This is a genomic window from Rhodopseudomonas sp. BR0C11 (genome assembly GCF_010820945.1).
Classification (GTDB): domain Bacteria; phylum Pseudomonadota; class Alphaproteobacteria; order Rhizobiales; family Xanthobacteraceae; genus Rhodopseudomonas; species Rhodopseudomonas palustris_H.
In genome coordinates, this window is the sequence record NZ_QTKI01000001.1 from 38,012 (window position 1) to 56,562 (window position 18,551).

General features: G+C 60.8%; 29 protein-coding genes. 22 read left to right on the top strand and 7 right to left on the bottom strand.

Translation table 11 applies throughout. From position 1 onward, the window contains the following. Positions 1 to 17: 17 nt before the first annotated feature. The 3 genes from DYI24_RS00245 to DYI24_RS00255 all read right to left on the bottom strand — a co-directional run bounded on the left by DYI24_RS00245 (position 18) and on the right by DYI24_RS00255 (position 1,571). Positions 18 to 683 carry an MT-A70 family methyltransferase gene (locus tag DYI24_RS00245; protein ID WP_164570822.1) on the bottom strand — a complete coding sequence of 222 codons (666 nt, stop codon included), beginning with the start codon at positions 681 to 683 and terminating at the stop codon, positions 18 to 20. Continuing rightward, entirely contained in the window at positions 683 to 1,090 is a 408-nt protein-coding gene (locus DYI24_RS00250) for a hypothetical protein (protein ID WP_164570823.1), read from the bottom strand. The genes DYI24_RS00245 and DYI24_RS00250 overlap by 1 nt, the downstream gene beginning before the upstream one ends. Positions 1,091 to 1,295: 205 nt before the next feature. Beyond that, complete coding sequence (locus DYI24_RS00255) at positions 1,296 to 1,571, bottom strand: hypothetical protein (RefSeq protein ID WP_164570824.1); 276 nt, start codon at positions 1,569 to 1,571, stop codon at positions 1,296 to 1,298. 154 nt (positions 1,572 to 1,725) lie between these two features. Here DYI24_RS00255 and DYI24_RS00260 point away from each other — a divergent pair, with 154 nt between their 5' ends. Beyond that, positions 1,726 to 2,061 carry a hypothetical protein gene (locus DYI24_RS00260; RefSeq protein ID WP_164570825.1) on the top strand — a complete coding sequence of 112 codons (336 nt, stop codon included), beginning with the start codon at positions 1,726 to 1,728 and terminating at the stop codon, positions 2,059 to 2,061. A gap of 2 nt (positions 2,062 to 2,063) precedes the next feature. Here DYI24_RS00260 and DYI24_RS00265 read toward each other — a convergent pair whose 3' ends face one another. Next, a complete protein-coding gene (locus DYI24_RS00265; RefSeq protein WP_164570826.1) occupies positions 2,064 to 2,366 on the bottom strand; it encodes a YdaS family helix-turn-helix protein in 303 nt (100 codons plus the stop codon). A 48-nt stretch (positions 2,367 to 2,414) separates the two neighbouring features. On the opposite strand from DYI24_RS00265, the gene DYI24_RS00270 reads away from it, so the two are divergent. Continuing rightward, on the top strand, positions 2,415 to 3,215 hold the full coding sequence (locus DYI24_RS00270) for an XRE family transcriptional regulator (RefSeq protein WP_164570827.1): 801 nt from the start codon (positions 2,415 to 2,417) through the stop codon (positions 3,213 to 3,215). A gap of 295 nt (positions 3,216 to 3,510) precedes the next feature. Here DYI24_RS00270 and DYI24_RS00275 read toward each other — a convergent pair whose 3' ends face one another. Genes DYI24_RS00275 through DYI24_RS00285 form a run of 3 tightly spaced genes read right to left on the bottom strand, consistent with a single transcriptional unit; the run spans position 3,511 to position 5,611 of the window. Then, a complete protein-coding gene (locus DYI24_RS00275) occupies positions 3,511 to 4,005 on the bottom strand; it encodes a hypothetical protein (protein ID WP_164570828.1) in 495 nt (164 codons plus the stop codon). Then, positions 4,005 to 4,886 carry a hypothetical protein gene (locus DYI24_RS00280; protein WP_164570829.1) on the bottom strand — a complete coding sequence of 294 codons (882 nt, stop codon included), beginning with the start codon at positions 4,884 to 4,886 and terminating at the stop codon, positions 4,005 to 4,007. The genes DYI24_RS00275 and DYI24_RS00280 overlap by 1 nt, the downstream gene beginning before the upstream one ends. Beyond that, complete coding sequence (locus DYI24_RS00285) at positions 4,883 to 5,611, bottom strand: GIY-YIG nuclease family protein (protein ID WP_164570830.1); 729 nt, start codon at positions 5,609 to 5,611, stop codon at positions 4,883 to 4,885. The genes DYI24_RS00280 and DYI24_RS00285 overlap by 4 nt, the downstream gene beginning before the upstream one ends. A 264-nt stretch (positions 5,612 to 5,875) precedes the next feature. On the opposite strand from DYI24_RS00285, the gene DYI24_RS00290 reads away from it, so the two are divergent. The 20 genes from DYI24_RS00290 to DYI24_RS00385 all read left to right on the top strand — a co-directional run bounded on the left by DYI24_RS00290 (position 5,876) and on the right by DYI24_RS00385 (position 18,539). Next, positions 5,876 to 6,325 carry a helix-turn-helix domain-containing protein gene (locus tag DYI24_RS00290; RefSeq protein ID WP_164570831.1) on the top strand — a complete coding sequence of 150 codons (450 nt, stop codon included), beginning with the start codon at positions 5,876 to 5,878 and terminating at the stop codon, positions 6,323 to 6,325. Next, complete coding sequence (locus DYI24_RS00295) at positions 6,315 to 6,584, top strand: hypothetical protein (RefSeq protein WP_205523306.1); 270 nt, start codon at positions 6,315 to 6,317, stop codon at positions 6,582 to 6,584. The genes DYI24_RS00290 and DYI24_RS00295 overlap by 11 nt, the downstream gene beginning before the upstream one ends. Before the next feature lie 225 nt (positions 6,585 to 6,809). Continuing rightward, a complete protein-coding gene (locus DYI24_RS00300; RefSeq protein ID WP_164570833.1) occupies positions 6,810 to 7,271 on the top strand; it encodes a hypothetical protein in 462 nt (153 codons plus the stop codon). 33 nt (positions 7,272 to 7,304) lie between these two features. Continuing rightward, the gene (locus DYI24_RS00305) at positions 7,305 to 8,657 is read left to right on the top strand and encodes an ATP-binding protein (RefSeq protein ID WP_164570834.1); all 1,353 of its coding nucleotides are present in this window, start codon (positions 7,305 to 7,307) and stop codon (positions 8,655 to 8,657) included. A gap of 14 nt (positions 8,658 to 8,671) precedes the next feature. After that, positions 8,672 to 9,754, top strand: coding sequence for a PD-(D/E)XK nuclease-like domain-containing protein (locus DYI24_RS00310; protein WP_164570835.1), 1,083 nt, complete (start codon positions 8,672 to 8,674; stop codon positions 9,752 to 9,754). A 3-nt stretch (positions 9,755 to 9,757) separates the two neighbouring features. Continuing rightward, on the top strand, positions 9,758 to 11,032 hold the full coding sequence (locus DYI24_RS00315; protein ID WP_164570836.1) for a hypothetical protein: 1,275 nt from the start codon (positions 9,758 to 9,760) through the stop codon (positions 11,030 to 11,032). Continuing rightward, entirely contained in the window at positions 11,029 to 11,586 is a 558-nt protein-coding gene (locus DYI24_RS00320; RefSeq protein WP_164570837.1) for a helix-turn-helix domain-containing protein, read from the top strand. The genes DYI24_RS00315 and DYI24_RS00320 overlap by 4 nt, the downstream gene beginning before the upstream one ends. After that, complete coding sequence (locus DYI24_RS00325; RefSeq protein WP_164570838.1) at positions 11,586 to 12,491, top strand: DUF5131 family protein; 906 nt, start codon at positions 11,586 to 11,588, stop codon at positions 12,489 to 12,491. Before DYI24_RS00320 ends, DYI24_RS00325 begins: the two co-directional genes overlap by 1 nt. Beyond that, positions 12,488 to 12,862 carry a hypothetical protein gene (locus tag DYI24_RS00330; RefSeq protein WP_164570839.1) on the top strand — a complete coding sequence of 125 codons (375 nt, stop codon included), beginning with the start codon at positions 12,488 to 12,490 and terminating at the stop codon, positions 12,860 to 12,862. Before DYI24_RS00325 ends, DYI24_RS00330 begins: the two co-directional genes overlap by 4 nt. Positions 12,863 to 12,903: 41 nt before the next feature. Further along, positions 12,904 to 13,506 (top strand): LabA-like NYN domain-containing protein, encoded by a 603-nt coding sequence (locus DYI24_RS00335; protein WP_164570840.1) that lies wholly within the window; start codon positions 12,904 to 12,906, stop codon positions 13,504 to 13,506. Between the two features lie 43 nt (positions 13,507 to 13,549). After that, positions 13,550 to 13,726, top strand: coding sequence for a hypothetical protein (locus DYI24_RS00340; RefSeq protein WP_164570841.1), 177 nt, complete (start codon positions 13,550 to 13,552; stop codon positions 13,724 to 13,726). Positions 13,727 to 13,729: 3 nt separating this feature from the next. Then, positions 13,730 to 14,848 (top strand): ATP-dependent DNA helicase, encoded by a 1,119-nt coding sequence (locus DYI24_RS00345; RefSeq protein WP_164570842.1) that lies wholly within the window; start codon positions 13,730 to 13,732, stop codon positions 14,846 to 14,848. Continuing rightward, the gene (locus DYI24_RS00350) at positions 14,849 to 15,127 is read left to right on the top strand and encodes a hypothetical protein (RefSeq protein WP_164570843.1); all 279 of its coding nucleotides are present in this window, start codon (positions 14,849 to 14,851) and stop codon (positions 15,125 to 15,127) included. It abuts the gene before it with no gap. Then, positions 15,124 to 15,960, top strand: a complete 837-nt coding sequence (locus DYI24_RS00355) for a hypothetical protein (protein WP_164570774.1) — start codon at positions 15,124 to 15,126, stop codon at positions 15,958 to 15,960. Before DYI24_RS00350 ends, DYI24_RS00355 begins: the two co-directional genes overlap by 4 nt. Continuing rightward, positions 15,957 to 16,277 (top strand): helix-turn-helix domain-containing protein, encoded by a 321-nt coding sequence (locus DYI24_RS27970; RefSeq protein ID WP_205523307.1) that lies wholly within the window; start codon positions 15,957 to 15,959, stop codon positions 16,275 to 16,277. Before DYI24_RS00355 ends, DYI24_RS27970 begins: the two co-directional genes overlap by 4 nt. Further along, positions 16,274 to 16,780, top strand: a complete 507-nt coding sequence (locus tag DYI24_RS00365; protein WP_164570844.1) for a hypothetical protein — start codon at positions 16,274 to 16,276, stop codon at positions 16,778 to 16,780. Before DYI24_RS27970 ends, DYI24_RS00365 begins: the two co-directional genes overlap by 4 nt. A gap of 63 nt (positions 16,781 to 16,843) precedes the next feature. Beyond that, positions 16,844 to 17,170 carry a hypothetical protein gene (locus DYI24_RS00370; protein WP_164570845.1) on the top strand — a complete coding sequence of 109 codons (327 nt, stop codon included), beginning with the start codon at positions 16,844 to 16,846 and terminating at the stop codon, positions 17,168 to 17,170. 34 nt (positions 17,171 to 17,204) lie between these two features. Further along, the gene (locus DYI24_RS00375; protein ID WP_164570846.1) at positions 17,205 to 17,528 is read left to right on the top strand and encodes a hypothetical protein; all 324 of its coding nucleotides are present in this window, start codon (positions 17,205 to 17,207) and stop codon (positions 17,526 to 17,528) included. Beyond that, on the top strand, positions 17,528 to 18,037 hold the full coding sequence (locus tag DYI24_RS00380; RefSeq protein ID WP_164570847.1) for a hypothetical protein: 510 nt from the start codon (positions 17,528 to 17,530) through the stop codon (positions 18,035 to 18,037). The genes DYI24_RS00375 and DYI24_RS00380 overlap by 1 nt, the downstream gene beginning before the upstream one ends. After that, the gene (locus tag DYI24_RS00385; RefSeq protein ID WP_164570848.1) at positions 18,030 to 18,539 is read left to right on the top strand and encodes a hypothetical protein; all 510 of its coding nucleotides are present in this window, start codon (positions 18,030 to 18,032) and stop codon (positions 18,537 to 18,539) included. Before DYI24_RS00380 ends, DYI24_RS00385 begins: the two co-directional genes overlap by 8 nt. The last annotated feature ends 12 nt before the right edge of the window (positions 18,540 to 18,551 follow it).

The following is an 18,551-nucleotide window of genomic DNA, read 5'->3' on the forward strand; positions in this document are numbered from 1 at the left end:
GTCCTCTCCGGTAGTTGTTAGGCGCGCTCGATCTGAGCGCTTACGATGCTGGGAGCTTGCAATTCGTCGAAGAGCGGCAGAGCGCTCGGCGCAATGATCTTCTGTCGCTTTGGGCGGACAATTCCGTGTTTGTTAAAGAGCCCTAGCTCATCGCCCCAGCCGTCGAAGCCTTCACGGATCTCGCGCGAGAACAAATCGGCGCGAAATGCACGAGGCGTGCATTTGATCACTTGCTGGTAGAATTCGTCCGGCTTGCGCGAATGCTCGCGCGCAATCCCATCGAACGATCGAAACGGCTTATGGTCGGGGTTGCCCATCGTGCAGAGCAGGATGTGCTCATCAGTAGTACGCACCCGGTAACCTGGCCCCATGCGGACCTTCCCGCGGGCTGTGACCTTCCGCCATGTAAAGGTGGTGATCGGCGTGAAGCCCCACGCTTTAACGATCCTGTGCGCCTGACACGTGGCGAGCGCCCACCCCCACGACCAAAACAGCAGAAGACTGTCCGCTCTGGCCAACCTATCGACTGGGAGGGCCATGATGTCTTCCAACGGCATGCAGTCGTAATGAGCCTGCGCCGATTTGAGCTGTCCTCGCTCGCTATACGTCTCAAAATAGGCCGGGACGTCGGCAACGATGACATCGTAGAAGAGCGGGCGGAGACTCCCGAACGGCCACAGCATTACCTGCTACCTCCAAAGTACGCCCTGGTCGCCTCAGCGATCACGACGCCGAACGTAGCTCCCGTTTCAGCTGCATAGCGGCGCGCCGCAGATACGACCTCCGGATGCAACGACACAAAACAGGCTACGGATTCCGCGACCAGGCTCTCGACTGTGGTCCGGCGGGCTTGGGCATGCTTCTCCAACAGCGCAAGGTTTTCGCGGCTGAGCTTTAGGCCGCGATCGGCCGATATCGGCGCAACCTCGATGCAGGCTCTCCGATGCCCGCTGGCTGCTCGGTCGGCGACCTCCCTTGTTGGGAACACTGAGCCGAGAGAGCCCCCGATTCCGGGTGCGTAGAGGTTGACGAAGTACCGATCAGCGGGCTCCATCGCGGCTCCTCCGATCAGCCCGGTGTCGCGCTTCACGGTCTTCCCGAATGCGGGAGAACGGCCGCGCCCGGCCGCCGAGCAACCACCTCTGCACGTCGAGCCACCATCGTGACCACTCCGTCATCCTCTCGGAAACGGAGATACATGCCTTGCTGATCCAAAAGGCGGCATCGGCGAGATATCGGTCCACGGCGCATTCCATGATCAGCTGATATTCACCGCGGGACGCGCGGCGCGTGACTTACTTCCGGTTCAGATCAAGGCTGATTTGGCGCTCCGCGACCTCATTGCGCACGCGGCGGACCTCGGCCTCGGCCTCGGCAAGGCGGCGCTCCAGGTTTTCACGCGCGATCCAGCGCTCACGAAGGTCCTCCGGTACGTGAGCAAGGAACGCTTCGAAGCACTCCATGCCTTCGGGGCCTTCGAGGAGGTTCAGAAGACGGTCGACGTCGATCGACCGCTTACTCGCGATCCAATTGTCGATCGTGCTGAGCGAGCAACGGGCTCGCTTCGCCATCGACTTGCGGAAGCTATTTCCGCCGATCGCGGAACGACAAATACGAATGATTTCAGAGGTTATTTTCGCGGCTCTTACGTTCGTACGAACCGACTCACACGAACGTAAGAGGGGTGAATTTGCCTGAACTCCACTCGCGAGCGATGCTGACTGCATGACGAACACCCCCTCTGCACAGAATGAATTTGAGCCCGCGAGACGCCGCGCTCCGGCGGGCGATGAAAGCAAGATCCGCGAGGTCGACGACGCGCGCACGCTCATCGCGGAAGAGAGTTTCGACGCGCTGATCGTGTTGCTCGTCGAGACAGAATTGGTGCCGCGATCTTCGATCGCAGGAATGCTCGACAAGCTGTCAGCGCGGTTGATGCTGCATGCCAGCTGCCGAACGAATTCGAGACGGGCGCACCGGGAGCGTGAGCTGATTGAGCGAGCCGGAAGGATCGCGGCCCTCGCAGCATCGTACCGTGATGCAAGGACATGGCTCGCATGACGTCACACCCCGTCGGCCGCCTCGACTTCGTTGAAGACGGTCTCGATGACTGCGCTGCTCGGCCGGCCGTAGATGTCCGGACGCAGCAGGTTGCGCGAGATCTTGGTCACCTCCTCGACCGCAAGCACTCTCTCAGCCGGAATCTGCTTCCACTGGGAGATGGCCTGAGGCGTCGGAGGCCGCGCCGCGGCTACCAGCCCGGCCAAAGCAGTCGACAGTCCGGTATTGCCGCCGCAGACCTGCTTCGCGCGCTCAAGAGCGGCGGTCTTGATCTGATCATTCGTGCGGTTCGGTTCGGTGCTCATACCGAAATTGAAAGCACGGCTTTCATCTGATTGCAAGCGTCTCTGTCGATGAAAGCCGTTGACGGAGAAGGTATCAAACGCCTTTGTCTGGGGATGCCGATGGAAGATTTAGCAAGCCGCATCAAGCACGTAAGGAAGACCGCAAAGCTCTCTCAGGAGCGTTTCGCGGAGGCCTTAGGCAAGGTCGATGGCCAGAAGATCACCCGCGGCGCTGTCGGGAATTGGGAGCTCGGCGGCGGTATCAGCCGGGAAAATCTCCGGGCGATCGCGTCGACGTTCAAGGTCCGTCTGGACTGGCTCGAGCTTGGAATTGGTTCGCCGGCGGACACCGGCGCGGGCGACGCCACCGAGTTAACCACCGTTACTGCCCCGTTAATCCCAGAATCAAATCCTGCTGGAACATCCGAGAAACTCGCGAACAATGCTCGGATAGGTGAACTGGTTGATGGATTTACGAGGGTTCCAGTGCGTGGTCAGGGAATGGGTGGCAATTACGGTGCATTGCTTTTCGACTCCGAACAGAACATGGGCGACGTACTCGCGCCCCCGGTACTTCATGGCGTTCCCGGCGCCTACGCTGTTTATGTCGTCGGCGATTCCATGCTGGAACGTTTCCGAGATGGGGAGGTCGTTTTCGTTCATCCCTACCTCCGACCGCGCAAAGACGACGACTGTGTCATCCAGATCCGCACCAGCGAACACGGCGAGCGGACCGGATGGATCAAACGCTTCGTGTCCTGGGATGAGAAGACCCTCAAGGTCCGGCAGCTCAACCCGAAGAAGGTGATTACCTTCAAGTCAAAAGACGTAGTTTCCGTACACCGAATTGTCATGAGCGGGCCGATATGACACGCGCAATACTCGCAGCGCTACTGATCGCTGCTTCAACTACCCAGGCAATTACAGCTGATTTTGAGAACAACTGCTCGATTACTGCGGCATCACATTTGCCCCGGATTCCGGGTATCGAGATCGTCGGACAGCCACGGGTCAAACCGCTTCCGCCGGAATTGGCAGCGAAGGTTCAGCCAGGCGCCGACTACCGATTGATCGAGATCGACGCTATTTCCGCCGGGCAGACCCCCACGTTTCGGTTCTTCTGCGTCCATGTCGCCGGCGCTCCGGTAATGGTCGGCCGAGTACCTTAGCGATCCGCGGCCAGTCGATCTCGCTCAGCACGAATCCTACCTGCAAACTCCAAAGCGCTGGTCACCAAGCTGATGGTCCCGCGCAGCTCGGTCACGACCTCGGCTATCGATGGCATGAAATTGTGCTTCAGCCGGCAGCGGCGGCAAGCGATGGCAACTGCAGCCGACTGCGGCTCCAGCGCCATGACGTCGTCGATGAGCAGCCGCCCGAACACCTTCGCATCCTGGACCCCGACGGGGTAGCATTTGACCAGCAAACCGAGATGGATCATCGCCTCGGCTCGTTCCGCGCGTGCGCCCGCGATCTCCAGTTCGGCCATCGGCAGCCGGGCGGCCACCGCATCCAGCCGTTCGATCAGCTTTTCAGGCGACGAAGCCTGGTTGAGGCAGGAAACGCGAAGCGCCAAGAGATCTTGGGCAAGCACCTCGAAGTCGCGATACTCGGGCGGCGGCGCAGGGTCTCCGCGCCTCGATGGCACCGGCGTCGTCATCAGAAATCCTCTCTCGGCATGCTGGATAGCATTCCCTCAATGGCCGAATCCGCTCTGCTCTGCGGCGGCCGGCCGGCACCACCGCCGGGGCTTCGAGGCCCAAAACCATTTCCGATCCATGTCTTCCAAGCTGCCGGCCAATCGGCCATCAGGTTCCCCCTGCTGACGTGGTGGTTTCTGAAGCGCTCAGCTTGGAACGGGATCTCGCGATCCGAATACCCCATCGACCTGGCATATTTCCAATCAGCTTCCGATGGCTGCCAATCGTCCGGGATCGCTGTTCGTGGCCTGGCGCGCTTAGGCTTCCTCACTGGTGCAGGCGCCAGCACCTCCTGCGTCCCCAAGGCCATGGGGAGCTGTGGAGAGCGGTCGTCCGCTCGGACGACCGGTGGATCGAAGCCAGGTAGACACCCCTCCCCTTCTTCTCTTTCTTCAGTTCTTAATGGTTTAGTTTCTTTTCTATTGTCTCGGCCCTGTCTCGGCCCTGTCTCGGCCCTGTCTCGGGCTTGTCCCGAATCGCTGACCGTTGTTGTCCCGCCTGACGAGTCATCGCCCTGATAATCGCTGTAGTTTCTGATAGTTATGACGGTTACGCCTGTCCCGGTTCGTGTCTCGATCATTTCCTCATTTTTGAGCCTACTAATGAACCTCTCGACCTTACCTCGAGTCCACTGCCACTCGGCGGCGAGATACCGAACAGCGCCAACGACTTCCCCCCGATCCAGGTCAACGACATGGTCGCCGGCACGTTGTCGGACCGGCTTCCATGCCGCCTTTGCGCAGAGCCAGACCCACGCCTCTCGCTCGGTGAACGCCTCTTTCCGAAACGCGGGGTGGGTAAAGATCGAGCGATAGAACCGGATGTACCCTCGCTCGCTCATTCCGCCCTCCGCTCGCTCATCGCTGGCTTTCCAGAGATCGCCAGCGCCGCGTTGACTGCGGTCATCACCGAGTTCTTCTCACAGACGAGCCATTCGCCTTTAGCGCGGTGAGAAGCCAGTGCCGCAAGGGCGGCGGATTCGATCGCTCGCGCTTCGTTCACCGACAACGGAACGGATTCCGCCAGCACTCGAATTGGATTGGGGTTTCCGGTTTGCAATGCACCCAGCCGCCGGCTCAAGTTCCGGGAAATTCCGACCTTCAGGCATCCATCGCTGGACGCCATCACATAGACCAAGCACTGTGCTGCATCTGTTCGACGCGGCTTTGAATTACCTGGTCTCAAGCAGGCGGCCGGTGGAAGAACCGGCTCTTGGAGCTCGCCGTCAGTCGGAATATCGAGTTGATATTTCTCGTAATTCAGAACCGTGATGATGTTGACACCCATCTCGGCTCGAGACCGGGCCATCTCCTGACGCTCCAGCCGGACTAGAAAACTGCGAACGGCACCGACCTTCCAACCCCAGACGCCGGCCAAATGCCGCAATGACGCAGCGACCTCTCCTCGGGAGAGGGCGACCAGAAACTGACCGACGCGGCGTTGCCGCGGCCGCCATGCCGCCTCGCAGATCAGCCACATGAACGCCTCGCGGTCGCTGAACGGCGGCCGGAAGAATTCGTGCGCGAAGATTGAACGGTAGAGCCTGACGTACCCCCGGGAGCTCATGCGTTCCCCTGGAAAGCGCGCGATGGGCGCGTTGCCGTCAAAACGCGCAGGCAACGCGGAGTTGGCGGAGGCTTCTGGCCGGGCGTTTCCCGGTCATCCTGCCGGGCGAATGGGTCTGACATCGCACCAATTTGCTGAGATTCGGGATCGGCCGAGCTATACCGGTGGCAAAATTGAAAGCCAAGCTTTCTTTTCGCTTGCAGCCGACTGAAAGCCATGCTTTCATTTCGACACCTGACGCATCAACCAACAGGTGCTTTCGAGATGACCAGCGAATGTAATACGAGCCGCGGCGGCGCCTCTATCGGCGATGCGAAAGCGAAAATCCAACGCGCGAACGAGTACGCCGGAACGCGGCTGAGGGCCGCCCGGCTTCAGCGCGGCCTGTCCCAGGAGGCTCTGGCCGCGGCGGTCGGCCTCACCTTCCAGCAGGTCCAGAAGTACGAGAAGGGCAAGAACCGGATGTCGGCCGGGTTGCTGGCGTTCTTCGCCGAGCATCTCAAGGTACCCATGACCTGGTTCTTCGACGGGCTCCCGCAGGCGACCGGGGATGATCTGGTCGGCGCCTCCGCCATCAACTCCATGATCGCCACTCCTGGCGGAATCGATGTCGCAAGATCCTTCACCAGGATCGGCGTTGGTGATCGGCAGGTGGTGGTCCGCGTGATGAACGCGCTCGCGCAGAACGGCGCATCGGCGCCTCATGGTGACTGAAATGTCCCTCGACCCTGCGGATCTCGACAACGTGGATGACCTGACGCTGTCGCTCGCCACCATCTCGCGGATTGGTGTCAAGGACGTCGGTGGTCAGCCGGCCGAGGTTGAAGACCGCATCATTGAATTCCTGATGATGCGGCCACGCCGTGACCGCGAGCCCGCATACTCGTGGAACGACCTCAAGCCCCGCCTTGGCGTGATCACAACGTTGGTGCGCCATCTCGGTCCGATATCGACAGACATGGTGCTCGAATGAGTGCGTCGGCGGCAATTGATGCTGCGCGGTTTGTCCAACTGGGCAGCAACGACAGCAGCGACGATTGCGATCGCGGGCCTGGTGTTCGCGATCGTCGTGCAAGTCCAGTCCGTTCTTCCTTTCTAGAGGTGACCGTTGACTCAGCATCGCCCTCTCCTAGCCCCTGACGTGTTGGACCGTTTCCTGGGATCGGTTCATTCCATTCGTGAGGCGTGGATTGCCGACGTGGACGCGCTGCATGCGGCTCAAGACGAGCTCGTCAGTACCAGACGTCTGCTCGACCATGTGAGCGAGCGAGCCGACCTTCTTGAGGCTGATCTCGCAAAGGCGCGCACTGAAAATGATCAGCTTCGGTCGCGGTTGGCAAAGCTTGAAGCTGGTCTTGACGTTATCCGCTTCGCCTCCGCCGGGGCGCGCGGCGAGACGAACGCTTCACCTGCTCCGCCGGCCACCGCCAGCGTGAACACCGAAGCGGAGACGGCGCTTCTCGAGGATCCCGACACCACGGCCACGATCGCCGACGCCGACAACGAAGTAGCTCCGATCGACGGCAAAGAAGATGCCATCCCAGCGTTTCTTCACCAGGGGCCGGCCCCATTTGATCGCGCTGGTGACGATCTTCTACCGACCCGGTCGCGTCTGCCCCCGATCCAGTTCTTAGCAGCCACTCTCACTCACAACCGTTAACCCTCACCAACCCATCCAATGCGAGTCCAACAGATGACCTCCGGCAAAGACGAGAAACAGCAATCGCCTCTTCGAATTCTCTCGCTGGAGGTCGAAAACATCCTTCGGGTGGTAGCTGTTCGGCTCCAGCCAAACGGCCAAGTGCTCGAGCTCACTGGAAAGAACAGAGCCGGTAAGAGCTCTGTGATCGACGCTCTCTGGATTGCCTTGGGCGGCAAGATTCCTCCCGATCCGATCCATGATGGCGCCGAGATGGGACAGGTCCTGGTGGAGATCGGCGACGACACCGGCCTCAAGTATTCGGTGCAGAAGCGGATCAAACAGAAAGAGAACGGTGAGATCGCCCCCAGTCTCATTATCGAGAACGCCGACGGCGCGAAGATCAGCAACGCGCAGACCATCCTCAATGCGCTGATCGGCTCGCTGAGCTGCGATCCTCTCGACTTCATCGCCATGAAGCCGAAGGACCAATTCGACCTGCTCAAACGCTTCGTCCCTGGAGTGGATTTCGAGGCAATCGAAAAGGCGAACGCTGACGACTTCAGCATTCGCACGGACGTAAACCGCGACATCAAGAACCGCCGAGCTCAACTCGATGCTATCAAGGTCGACGAGGCGTCCGAACAGATCGATGTTGACGCCCTCCTCGAGGAACTGACGAAGGCTGCGGATCACAATGCGGCCATCGAGCGCCAGAAGCTCGAAATCCAAACGAACGAAAACCGTGCGATCGAAACGCTTCGCCGTGCTCAGCAGCTCGTTGATGAGGCCCAAGATCTCCGTCGGCGGGCCGATGATCTCGATCAGAATGCCGCAACGCTGCGCGATGAGGCCACCCAACTTGCTGAGTCCGTCAACAGCGCGCCGGATCTGCCCGACCCGATTGATCCGACCGCGCTGAGAACGAAGATCAACGAGGCCCGCGCGCACAACACCCGCGTGCAAGAGAACGAGCGGGCGATCGCTCAACGGTCGCGGCTGGAGGCGGATCTCAAGATCCTCGAGGAACAGTCTTCCGCGCTCACTGCCGCGATCGAGAGCCGCAAGGCCGCCAAGGAGAAGGCAATCTCAGAAGCCGAGATGCCGGTTCCTGGGATCTCCTTCGGAGACGGGATCATCCTCTACGAGGGGCACCCACTCCAGAACGCCAGCCAGGCGCAGAAGCTTCAGATCGCAATCGCTGTCGCCGAAGCGATGCAGCCCCGGCTTCGCTTCATCACCACGAAGAATGCCGCGTTGCTCGACGATGAGTCATGGGCGGCGATGACGAAGCTCGCCGAGGAGAAAGATCTGCTGATCATCGCAGAGACGGTGAACAGCAGCCGGCCCACAGCGGTCGTCATCGAGGATGGCCATGTGCGCGGCCAGAAGCTGGCGGCCAAGTGATGCCCGTTTCCTCAATGGAAAACGTCCTCTTTGAGCCTGGAATCTATTTCGGGCTGCCCGAGAAGGACTATCACGCGGACTCGTCACTCGGCTCCCACGACCTCAAGGACATCGTCCTCGATCCGGTCGAGTTTCAGCACGCGCGGCTGCATGGGAGTGAACCGAAGGAAACAATGGCCCTGAAGTGGGGCTCGGCAATTCACTGCCGGGCTCTTGAAGGTCGAGCGTCGTTCGAAGAACGATTCCCGATAGCTCCGGTGATGGCCGATTACGGCGACGATTTGTTGGTTACGATGGACCAACTCCGCGCCTACGCCAATCTGATCGGCGTTAAGGCCGGCAAGACCAAGGATCTGACTATCAAAGCGATCCGCGACTTCGATACCGACGTTCCGATCTGGGACGAAATCATCGCGAAGTTCGAGGCCGACAACATCGGCAAAACGATTATCCCGCGCGAGGCTCTCCGGCAGATTGAGCAAGCGTGCGCGTGGATGCAGCGGGATCGCTTGCTTGCGCCGGTGATGGAGGACGGCACAATCACCGCCGGCGCCAGCGAAGTCAGCATCTTCTACGAGGACAATGGGGTTCGGCTTAAGGCGAGGATAGACCATCTCCTTTCCCACGCCGTGATCGACCTCAAGTCGTTCAGGCCCATCATGGCCGAGCGCAAGAACGGAGCCGCTAAGCGTGCAATCTCACGCATGCGCTACGACTTGCAGGCTGCGGCCTACCTCCGCGCGCTCCGGGCCGCTGCTGATCTCTTTTCCAGCGGTCGCGTTTTCAACAACCCGTATGACTCCAGTTTCCTCGAGGCTGTCTTCCGCGCCCTCGATGTCGCCAAGACGTCGCCCGAGAGCGAAGACGCCTTGAAGTGGGTTTGGGTCATGATCAAGGCGGCCGGCGCTCCGCAGCCCGTCGTCGCTGAATTCGACCTTTGCAGCAACATCTTCCGCCACGCCGGCGCGGAGATCGAAGACGCGGTCAACATCTACCGGGCGAACGTCGAGACGTTCGGTTTGGACCAAGACTGGGCGCCGGCCTCCGTCGTTCAACGTTGGGGCGACGGCGATTTCAATCCATGGAGCTTTGAGTAGCAAATGACCGACATCATTAAGCGCGAAACCGATGGCATTCTCGACAGCCTGGCGAATGGTTCCATCGCCGACGCGTCATCATCTTCCGTGTTGATCACGGGGGATGCCTCGCTTAGCTCGCGCCTGACCTTACAATACGATATCGCGGTACGTCGCCCGCGAAGTCCTACGCGTGTGCGTACTAATCTTCTTCAACTTGTGACCCTCGATCCGGCATCCGCCGTTGAATCGATGTATGCGATCCCGCGTGGTGGCAAGCCGGTCACTGGACCTTCTATTCGCTTTGCTGAAGCGCTCAAGCAAGCGTGGGGGAATTGCTGGGCCTCGTCCGAAGTGCGTCGAGTCAATCGTGAAGAAAAATTCGTCGAGTCGGTCGGCCTGTTTATCGACTTCGAGACGAATGCCGTCACCGAGGCCAGCCACCAGAGGAGCATTTCCGATCGGCACGGAAAGATCTTCAAAGACGACATGATCCGCGCCACCGCGAACGCTGCATCGTCGATCGCGATGCGAGAGGCTATCCTCAAGGGGGTGCCGAAGCCGGTGTGGCGCGAGGCGTATGACGCCGTAGTTCGGATCATCGCCGGTGATATCAAGACCCTGGCACAAAGTCGGGAGTCCGCGCTTCAGGCGTTTGCGATCTACGGCGTGAAGCCGGAGCAGGTCTTTGGCGCGCTGGGCGTCATCGGAGCCGAAGACATCCTTCTCGACCACATCCCAGTGATGCGCGGGATGTTCGCTGCGTTGAAGAATGGCGAGGCAACCGTCGAAGAGATGTTCGGCCGGCCCGAAAAGCAGTCCGCCGACCCGACTTACAATCCGCTGGTCCGGAACGGCGGCGCGCCGAAGGCGCAGGCGACCGATGCTGCCGCATCGGCAGCGGCATCGGGTTCTGATGCGACCGAGGCCGGCCCGGCAAAGAACCATTCCGCAGGAAACGGTTCGGCGACGCGGAGCGAGCCGACCGGAGATCAATCCGCCGCCGGCGGCGAGACTGGTGAGCCCTCGACCACGGGGCGCGCCGCGGGGACGGACGGTGTTGGTGATGCGTCGCCGTCCGTCCCCGATCGCCTGCGCGGCTACAGCGGGGCTCTGCTTCGCGTTGGCTCCCCTCAAAAGCTGGGCCAGCAATCGGATGCCTGGCTTCAACAGAACGGACCGTTCTCCGGGGCTGGTGAGACCAAGAGGGCCAAGATCTACGCGGAGCACCTTCGCCGGGTCACCGGCGAGGCCGACGTGGAGGCTTGCAAGGCTGCAGTCGAGAGGATCATCGGATGACGGCAGCGCGGGCGGAGCTTCATCGATCGAATCCGGCGTCTGGCGGCGTGGTGCTGCCGATGGCGGCGGCACTCCCCAATAATCGAAGCGCCTTTGCTGCGCGCCGGTTCGGCGCCAGCATGTTTGCCCGCGCGCCGAAGATCGAGCGCAGCGTAGTCAGCGACATAGTCACCGATCAGCGGCGTCGCGATGCGCGAGATGTTCGCCGGCTTCCGCTCGACGTTGAGGCCGTCGCGATCCGGCGAGCTCTGGCGGGGTTCGCCAGGGCTCGTGTAATCCGCCCAACGGATAATGCCCTTCTCCAGCTCCGCCGCGCCGTATCCGGAGCTTTCAAAGTCGATGAGGACGCGATCTTCGGGCCCAGCCGAGCTCTCGGCGTCACTCGAATTCGCCAAATCGCGATGATGCTCGGATGCGTAGTCACGTCAGCGACGAGGGGGGAAGTCGGCCGAAAGATGTGCCGCGACCGCTCGACGGTTTGGAATGCGGAGAAACGGCTCCAACACCTGATCATCGGGATGGCCTCCACCGTCAGCCCACGGGGAGATCGGTGATGGCTGCGAGGACTGGGATTTCTTACGCCTGCGCGACCGTCAACTTCGTGATCGGGTGTACTCCGGTTGGGCCTGGCTGCGACGGCTGCTACGCCTCCGCCTTTGCATTTCAGAAGTGGAGGATTGTCTTCGAAGCCGGCGGCGAGCGCCGCCCGACCAAAGTCGCCTTCCAAGACCCTCTGCGATGGCACGCCGCGCGCATGGCTGGCAAGTCGACCATGACGATCGCCGGCGAGCAGGTCTTGCTGCCGCTTTGGATCTTCGCGTGCTCGCTAAGCGATTTCTTCGACAACGAGTGGCCGGATGGGCTGCGCGACCGCGCCTGGGCCATCATCCGAAACACCCCCTCGCTACGCTGGATGCTGTTCACCAAGCGCATCGGCAACGTTCCGAAAATGCTGCCGGCGGACTGGGGCGACGGCAGCGATTACCAGCATGTCGGCATCGTCGCCACCACCGTGAACCAGGCCGAACTTGACCGTGACGCCGACAAGATCCGCCGCGTTAAGTATGACTTCGGCGTGAAATGGACCGGCCTGTCGATCGAGCCGCAACTCGAAATGATCGACATCAATGGCATCTTGCCGGACGTCGACTTGGTGATCAGCGGCGGCGAGTCCAAACAGACAGGACATCTGCCGCGGCCATACGACTTGGCCTGGCCACGCTCGCTTCTACGGCAATGTCGCTCTGCTTCGCGACCGGTACCGTTTTGGCAGAAGCAGATGGGCGATGCGCCTTTTGACTTCGGCAAGCCGCTCTCGTTTCCTGGCAAGGGCGACGATCCGCAGTATTGGCCGCTTGACCTCCGCGTTCAGGAGCGCCCGCGCATCTACGATGAGCAAGCGCAGCCTGCACCTTACCGTTGCGCTGAAACATCGGACCTGTTCGGGGGCGCCGCATGAACAGGAAAGACCGTCGCCGCTCCGAAAAGCTGGCACGAGATGCTCGGCCGGAAGACATCCTCCCCGGATCGTTCGCGCCAGTACGCGGGCTCGAAACGCTCGGCAAGCGGGACGTGATGACCGAGCTACTCAACTCTTTGCAGAAGATCATGCCGGGCTGGCAATTCACACTCTTCATGTTTGAGCCGCCGGAGGCTGCAGCGGCGGAGAACCGACTCCCCGCGATGAACTACGGCTCGACGGTCGATCGCGCCGACATGCTCGCGGTGATGAAGGCCTTCATCATGAAGAACGAAGATCCCGCCGAGTACGAACGCTTGGCAAAACTCGACGATTTTCATTTGCGGCAGTCCACCAAAGGCACCGCCTGATCAACTAATTCGCCATCACCACAACCCAAAGGGAGATTTGCATGACCATCACGAACAGACGTATTGCCGTCTTCATCGACGGTGCGAACCTGTACGCCACCGGAAAGACCCTCGGCTTCGACATCGACTACAAGCGGCTGCTGTCCGAATTCCAGTCGCGCGGGAATCTGATACGCGCCTTCTACTACACTGCCGTGATCGAAGATCAGGAGTACACATCGATCCGGCCGCTGATCGATTGGCTCGATTACAACGGCTACAGCGTGGTGACCAAGGCGACGAAGGAATTCGTCGACGCCTCCGGCCGCCGCAAGGTCAAGGGAAACATGGACATCGAACTCGCTGTCGATGCCATGGAGCTGGCCGACCGCATCGACGAGATGGTGCTGTTCTCGGGCGACGGGGATTTCCGTTCGCTGGTCGAAGCTGTGCAACGCCGCGGCGTGCGCGTCACCGTGGTGTCGACCATCTCCAGCCAGCCGCCGATGATCGCCGATGAACTGCGGCGTCAGGCCGACACCTTCACCGATCTTGTCGAACTGCAATCGAAGATCGGCCGTGATCCGGCTGACCGGTCGATCCCGCGGGAAATCCGCGAGACGCGGTTTCGGGCGCCACGCCCGATAGCGGGTCCTGTCGGCTGAACGCCGACGCCACGGTCAAACAATGACTCAGCGGACAACTGACATGCACTTCGCACAAGTCGAGGCAGCGCGGATGTACGACACAATCGAGCTGCTCATCCTCACCTTCGTTCTCTTGTTCGCCCTCGTGACGCTGATCCTCAAGCGGCCGTGGCGATGCAAAGAGCACGACGTCGTGCTGGTGCAGAGCGACGTCGACGATCAGACCAAGGTTTTGTAGTTCATGACGTGGTCTGCTCAACAAGAGCGAGCGCTCAGGGCAGCTCGGGCCTGGTACCGGAAGAAGAACGGCCCGCAGATCTTCCGGCTGTTCGGCTTCGCCGGTACCGGGAAGACGACCCTATCTCGTGAGATCGAGACGATCGTGCGCGAGCGCGGCGCCGACCGGAAGGGAGACGTGCTGTATGGCGCCTTCACCGGGAAGGCGTCGCTGGTGATGCGGAAAAAGGGCTGCCGCGGCGCCTCGACCATCCACAGCATGATCTACCGGATCGACGAGGAGACGGCCGGGATCCCGCAGTTCGTTCTCAACGAGCACAGCGACGTCCGGGACGCGAAACTCGTAATCATCGACGAGTGCTCGATGGTCGGCGCCGAGCTGGCCCATGACCTCCTTAGCTTCGGCACCAAGGTGCTGGTCCTGGGCGACCCGGCTCAGCTCCCCCCGGTGAAGGATGCCGGCTTCTTCACGAACGCTCCTCCTGATTTCATGCTCACCGAGGTGCACCGCCAGGCGCGCGATAATCCGATCATCCGCATTTCGATGGACATTCGGGAAGGCCGCGCGCTCGAGATCGGCGACCACGGCGCTTGCAAGGTCATCCCCCGTGGTCAGCTGGATCCGCAGAAGGCTATCTCGACCGACATGATTCTGGTCGGGAAGAACCAGACTAGAACCAGCTGCAACCGACGACATCGTGAGCTCAACAAGATCGACAGCCTGATCCCGGTTCCTGGCGAGCGCCTCGTTTGCCTGAAGAACGATCGACAGCTCCATCTCTTCAACGGCGGCATCTGGAACGCCGTCGAGATCAGGAAGGCGAACGCAGCGTCGGTCCGGATGATCGTTGCGCCGGAGGACGCCGGCGACACAGCGCGACCGGCCGAAGTCAACGTTCATCCCTACTTTTTCGAAGGCCGCGAAGGCGAACTCAATCATGACGACCTGATCGGATTCCAGCAGTTCACGTTCGGCTACGCGCTCACCGTCCATAAATCCCAGGGCTCACAGTGGAATGACGTCGTGCTGTTCGACGAGAGTTCGGTCTTTCGGCAAGAGCGCAGCCGATGGCTCTACACCGGCGTGACCCGCGCCGCAGAAACACTGACCGTGGTGATCTAGATGACCGATACCAGCTATCCATTTCTCCGGGTCGCGCGAGAGCAGCGCATTCCGTACCGCGATGTGCTCGCCTATCGCGATGCCGTCCTGAAGCTTTCTGGGATGGCGGAAAAGCCATCCGCCAACGTCGTCGACGATTATCGTTGGGACTACTGGGAAGCTGCAGCCGTTAGGTCTCTCCGTACTAACGAACCTGCTCGCGCTGCCATCATCGACGCGATCATGGCGGAGTCCGCGCGCCGCGCACGAGTAATGTTCAACGACGGATTGGAGGGTTGAACGTGGCCGATCGTCCAATCCTCTTCAGCGCTCCGATGATCGCCGCCCTGCTTGCCGGCCACAAGACGATGACCCGCCGGATTCTGAGCCCAGAGAATCTACGTATCTGGACCGGGGGGCTCGATCACGGCGGAAGGCACGTGAAGCCGGACGCGGGCCTATTCGCCGCGGCGATGAACAATGCTCGTAGCTTCCGCCTGTGCGACGGCGTCCTGGCATGGGTCACAGATCCGGCTCCGCATCAGCGCGGTGCGGCTTTGGCACAGTGGCAGGGGCGCATCCCCTACAATATCGGCGACCGCCTGTGGGTGCGCGAGACCTATTACCAGATCGGCCATTGGGAACCGATCGAGGGCGCAGTGACGCGCAAGGGCCGCCGACAGAAGTGGGGCTTCGTTGCCGATAGCGACGAGATCACCTTCAATCCGCCGGCGGAATATCGGAAGGGCCGACACGCCGCCGATCCATCGACGTCGTGTTGGCATCAGCGGCTCGGCCGGTTCATGCCGCGCAAATACTCTCGCCTTACGCTGATCGTCAGCGGTACGAAGATCGAGCGGCTGCAGGATATCAGCGAAGCTGATGCGATCTCTGAAGGTATCCAGCAAAAGATCATCGGCGTGCACCACGGCTCGGATGACCGCGCCGTGAGCCAGGTAGCCTATTCGGCCGACTTCACCTCCGGCGCCTGCCCGACAGCGATCTGGGCTTTCCGGATTCTGTGGTGCGATCTTCACGGTGGCGAAAGCTGGCGGGCAAACCCCGAGGTCGTTGCGCTGAGCTTCCGCGTGATCCGCGCCAACATCGACAGCGATGAGGTGCAAGCAGCATGACCCAGAACGCAATGACGCCGGCGCAATGTCGAGCGGCGCGCGCAATCCTCAAGTGGTCAATGGCTCGTCTGGCGAAGAAGTCCGGGATCAGCAGCCGCACGATCTACTTGTTTGAAGGAAGCGTCGACGGTTCGACCGGTATCCGGGACACCACCATCTCGATCTTGATCGAGACGTTTCGCATTGCCGGAGTGACTTTCGTCCGGGATGACGATTCAGTCTCCGTCAGGTTGGCAGCTAATCCTGCCCATGAAGATCCCGCACGCCAGGCTTCGTTCGTATTCACAGCGGCAATTGGCGGGGTCTCTGCAGCATGACCAAGGCCACCCCCACCTCACACATCACGTCCCTTGGCGATTCAGCCAGCGATCGCGCTTGGCAAGCAGCGTTTGACGAGATGCGGGCTGCCGACACGAAGCCGACGGTGTTCACGCAGCAGAACACCCCTCGCAACCGCGAGGTGTTCCTTCTGACCGTCCTGCATCACGCCGGGCCCAACAGCGTCCAAATCTCGACCGACGGAGACCCGGCAAACGCGAAGTGGGTGCCGCTGTTCTCGAGGCAGGGCAAGAGCATCGCAAAGCTGATCCATACCGAGGTCGAGCGGTCGGCTGACCGACCCGGCATCCAGATCTACCGGATTCCCGGATGGCTCGCTGTGGATCGCGGGTTCGCGCAAGCTCGCCGGCCGGAGCTCTCCGATGCGTGCACCTGGACTGTTGAACAACGCCAGGCGTGGAGCGAGGCGAGAAAGCGCTGGGAACGCGCCGCTGGATTGCTACCAAAGAAGCTCATGCCAACCCGGAATTCGGTCGCTTGAACATGGCAAAGGCGCCTCGCGGAGGGGTGGCGAAGACAACTAACAGTTTAGCCAGGAGTGAAGATGGCCTTTCTTGATCAAGTTATTTGGTGGCTTGGGGTCGCTGCGCTTGTGGCGATCTCATTCGCCGCGGTTATCGCAATATCGTTCTTCCTGTTGTGGCTGATGCTGAAATTCATCCCGCGTTGGCACGTTGGCGTTCCCCACAACGACGGGGAGCTCTGCTTCTACGATCGGAGCCGCATCATTTCCGGGAAAGGCGGGGTCCGCATTGAAGGAGACCGCCGCATGGTCAACGCGCCACTTCGTATTAAGTGGTGGTTTGGCTGCAGCTACCGACATTCGCCGAAATGGTTCTTCGGCCTGATCCGCTGGGAGCCGCGACAGTGACGTCGCTTACGCCCCCTACGCAGGAAATAGAACAATGAGCCTTGAAGACGTCGCCAGAGAGTATTTCGAGAAGTTCGGTGAGGCTGAATACCGCTACGATAAACGGCATGTTACCTGGACCAAGTTTCGTCGGGAACCAGGGTACCATTGCTCGCCGACCGGCCCTGGAACCGAAGTTAGCAAAGAAGAATACGACGCGAACATCGCTCAATCCGATCGCTGCCGCAGTGAAGCGTTCATGGGTCGCTTCCAACAGTCGTATTGGCTGTACGGAAGGACAATGAGCAAACCGGGGTGGCGGGAACGTCTAATCGATGACGTGAAATCACTCTCGCTCCTCCAGCAGCAGAGCGACTGATGCCCATCCTCCCAGCCGGAAGCTTTCGCGTTAGCGATTACCGCAAGACAATCCCGGAGCGGGTTAAGCGCGAGGTGATCGCGCGCGACCATGATTTCGATCACCGGCCGCCGTTGTGCGACAGAGACTACGACACCGAGGCCGGCGACTTCATACCGCCGCAGCATGACCCGGCGCACATCTTCGCCACGCCGAAGCCGGAGCACCGCGAGTTGACGACTGGCCGGAAGGAAGGCGCCGAGAAGACGGTGACGACGCGAGGCAGCGACGTCGGCGAGCGGGCACGGATACGCGACATTCGCACCAGCGAGATGATTCATCAGGCCAAGCTGGCATCACGAGCCGGAGACTCCGCTCGAGCTGCCGAGCTGCTGTCCTCAGTACCGAAGAAATCACGGCTGAAGCCTAAGCGAAAAATCAGGAGCCGGCCGCTCGACAGCAGAAAGACCAACCGATTTGGCAAGCGTCAGCGCACCGCCAATAGCAACCTGGAGAAAGTCGATGAATGAGACTGCGATCGGCGGTGATCCGAGCGTCAATTGCCATCCGGACGTGATCGAGCAGCTCCGACAGGAGAACAAACTGCTCTCTCTGGTCCTCTCCGACATCTACACCGAACTGAAGTCCGACCACGACAATGAGGCCGCTTTGACCGAGATCCGGCGGCTCCACGATGTCGAGGAGCGGGAGGCGGAGTCGCACCAGGTTATGCTCCGTCTCTTCGATTGGGTGCACATCTGGGGGGCCGATGTCGGCACCTGGGCCGACCCGAGCACGGCAGAGAAGCTGATCTCGCTCGCCAGGATCCGTGGACCGCAGAAATCGGATGCCGACTACTTCCTCAACAATGAGGGAACGTTGGATGCTCTGCTCGAGAAGATCTTGGCTGAACCACACCCGCTCACTTCTTTGACACAGGTTCCCCCCGATTCAGCCGAGACCGAGCGCCCTTCAATCACGAGCATGATCCTCGCGCATTACGGCGAGTCAGAATTGAACGGAGTGGTGTGATGCCCACCTCGA

Bases quoted from the DNA above. Each gene is read 5' to 3' on its own strand.
- DYI24_RS00345 (WP_164570842.1), top strand. From the start codon at position 13,730: ATGACGTGGTCTGCTCAACAAGAGCGAGCGCTCAGGGCAGCTCGGGCC.
- DYI24_RS00275 (WP_164570828.1), bottom strand. From the start codon at position 4,005: ATGACGACGCCGGTGCCATCGAGGCGCGGAGACCCTGCGCCGCCGCCC.
- DYI24_RS00365 (WP_164570844.1), top strand. From the start codon at position 16,274: ATGACCAAGGCCACCCCCACCTCACACATCACGTCCCTTGGCGATTCA.
- DYI24_RS00330 (WP_164570839.1), top strand. From the start codon at position 12,488: ATGAACAGGAAAGACCGTCGCCGCTCCGAAAAGCTGGCACGAGATGCT.
- DYI24_RS00260 (WP_164570825.1), top strand. From the start codon at position 1,726: ATGACGAACACCCCCTCTGCACAGAATGAATTTGAGCCCGCGAGACGC.
- DYI24_RS00255 (WP_164570824.1), bottom strand. From the start codon at position 1,571: ATGGCGAAGCGAGCCCGTTGCTCGCTCAGCACGATCGACAATTGGATC.
- DYI24_RS00385 (WP_164570848.1), top strand. From the start codon at position 18,030: ATGAATGAGACTGCGATCGGCGGTGATCCGAGCGTCAATTGCCATCCG.
- DYI24_RS00340 (WP_164570841.1), top strand. From the start codon at position 13,550: ATGCACTTCGCACAAGTCGAGGCAGCGCGGATGTACGACACAATCGAG.
- DYI24_RS00335 (WP_164570840.1), top strand. From the start codon at position 12,904: ATGACCATCACGAACAGACGTATTGCCGTCTTCATCGACGGTGCGAAC.
- DYI24_RS00325 (WP_164570838.1), top strand. From the start codon at position 11,586: ATGGCTGCGAGGACTGGGATTTCTTACGCCTGCGCGACCGTCAACTTC.
- DYI24_RS00290 (WP_164570831.1), top strand. From the start codon at position 5,876: ATGACCAGCGAATGTAATACGAGCCGCGGCGGCGCCTCTATCGGCGAT.
- DYI24_RS00245 (WP_164570822.1), bottom strand. From the start codon at position 683: ATGCTGTGGCCGTTCGGGAGTCTCCGCCCGCTCTTCTACGATGTCATC.
- DYI24_RS00270 (WP_164570827.1), top strand. From the start codon at position 2,415: ATGAAAGCCGTTGACGGAGAAGGTATCAAACGCCTTTGTCTGGGGATG.
- DYI24_RS00280 (WP_164570829.1), bottom strand. From the start codon at position 4,886: ATGAGCGAGCGAGGGTACATCCGGTTCTATCGCTCGATCTTTACCCAC.
- DYI24_RS00305 (WP_164570834.1), top strand. From the start codon at position 7,305: ATGACCTCCGGCAAAGACGAGAAACAGCAATCGCCTCTTCGAATTCTC.
- DYI24_RS00380 (WP_164570847.1), top strand. From the start codon at position 17,528: ATGCCCATCCTCCCAGCCGGAAGCTTTCGCGTTAGCGATTACCGCAAG.
- DYI24_RS00350 (WP_164570843.1), top strand. From the start codon at position 14,849: ATGACCGATACCAGCTATCCATTTCTCCGGGTCGCGCGAGAGCAGCGC.
- DYI24_RS00315 (WP_164570836.1), top strand. From the start codon at position 9,758: ATGACCGACATCATTAAGCGCGAAACCGATGGCATTCTCGACAGCCTG.
- DYI24_RS00320 (WP_164570837.1), top strand. From the start codon at position 11,029: ATGACGGCAGCGCGGGCGGAGCTTCATCGATCGAATCCGGCGTCTGGC.
- DYI24_RS00375 (WP_164570846.1), top strand. From the start codon at position 17,205: ATGAGCCTTGAAGACGTCGCCAGAGAGTATTTCGAGAAGTTCGGTGAG.
- DYI24_RS27970 (WP_205523307.1), top strand. From the start codon at position 15,957: ATGACCCAGAACGCAATGACGCCGGCGCAATGTCGAGCGGCGCGCGCA.
- DYI24_RS00265 (WP_164570826.1), bottom strand. From the start codon at position 2,366: ATGAGCACCGAACCGAACCGCACGAATGATCAGATCAAGACCGCCGCT.
- DYI24_RS00370 (WP_164570845.1), top strand. From the start codon at position 16,844: ATGGCCTTTCTTGATCAAGTTATTTGGTGGCTTGGGGTCGCTGCGCTT.
- DYI24_RS00295 (WP_205523306.1), top strand. From the start codon at position 6,315: ATGGTGACTGAAATGTCCCTCGACCCTGCGGATCTCGACAACGTGGAT.
- DYI24_RS00310 (WP_164570835.1), top strand. From the start codon at position 8,672: ATGGAAAACGTCCTCTTTGAGCCTGGAATCTATTTCGGGCTGCCCGAG.
- DYI24_RS00285 (WP_164570830.1), bottom strand. From the start codon at position 5,611: ATGAGCTCCCGGGGGTACGTCAGGCTCTACCGTTCAATCTTCGCGCAC.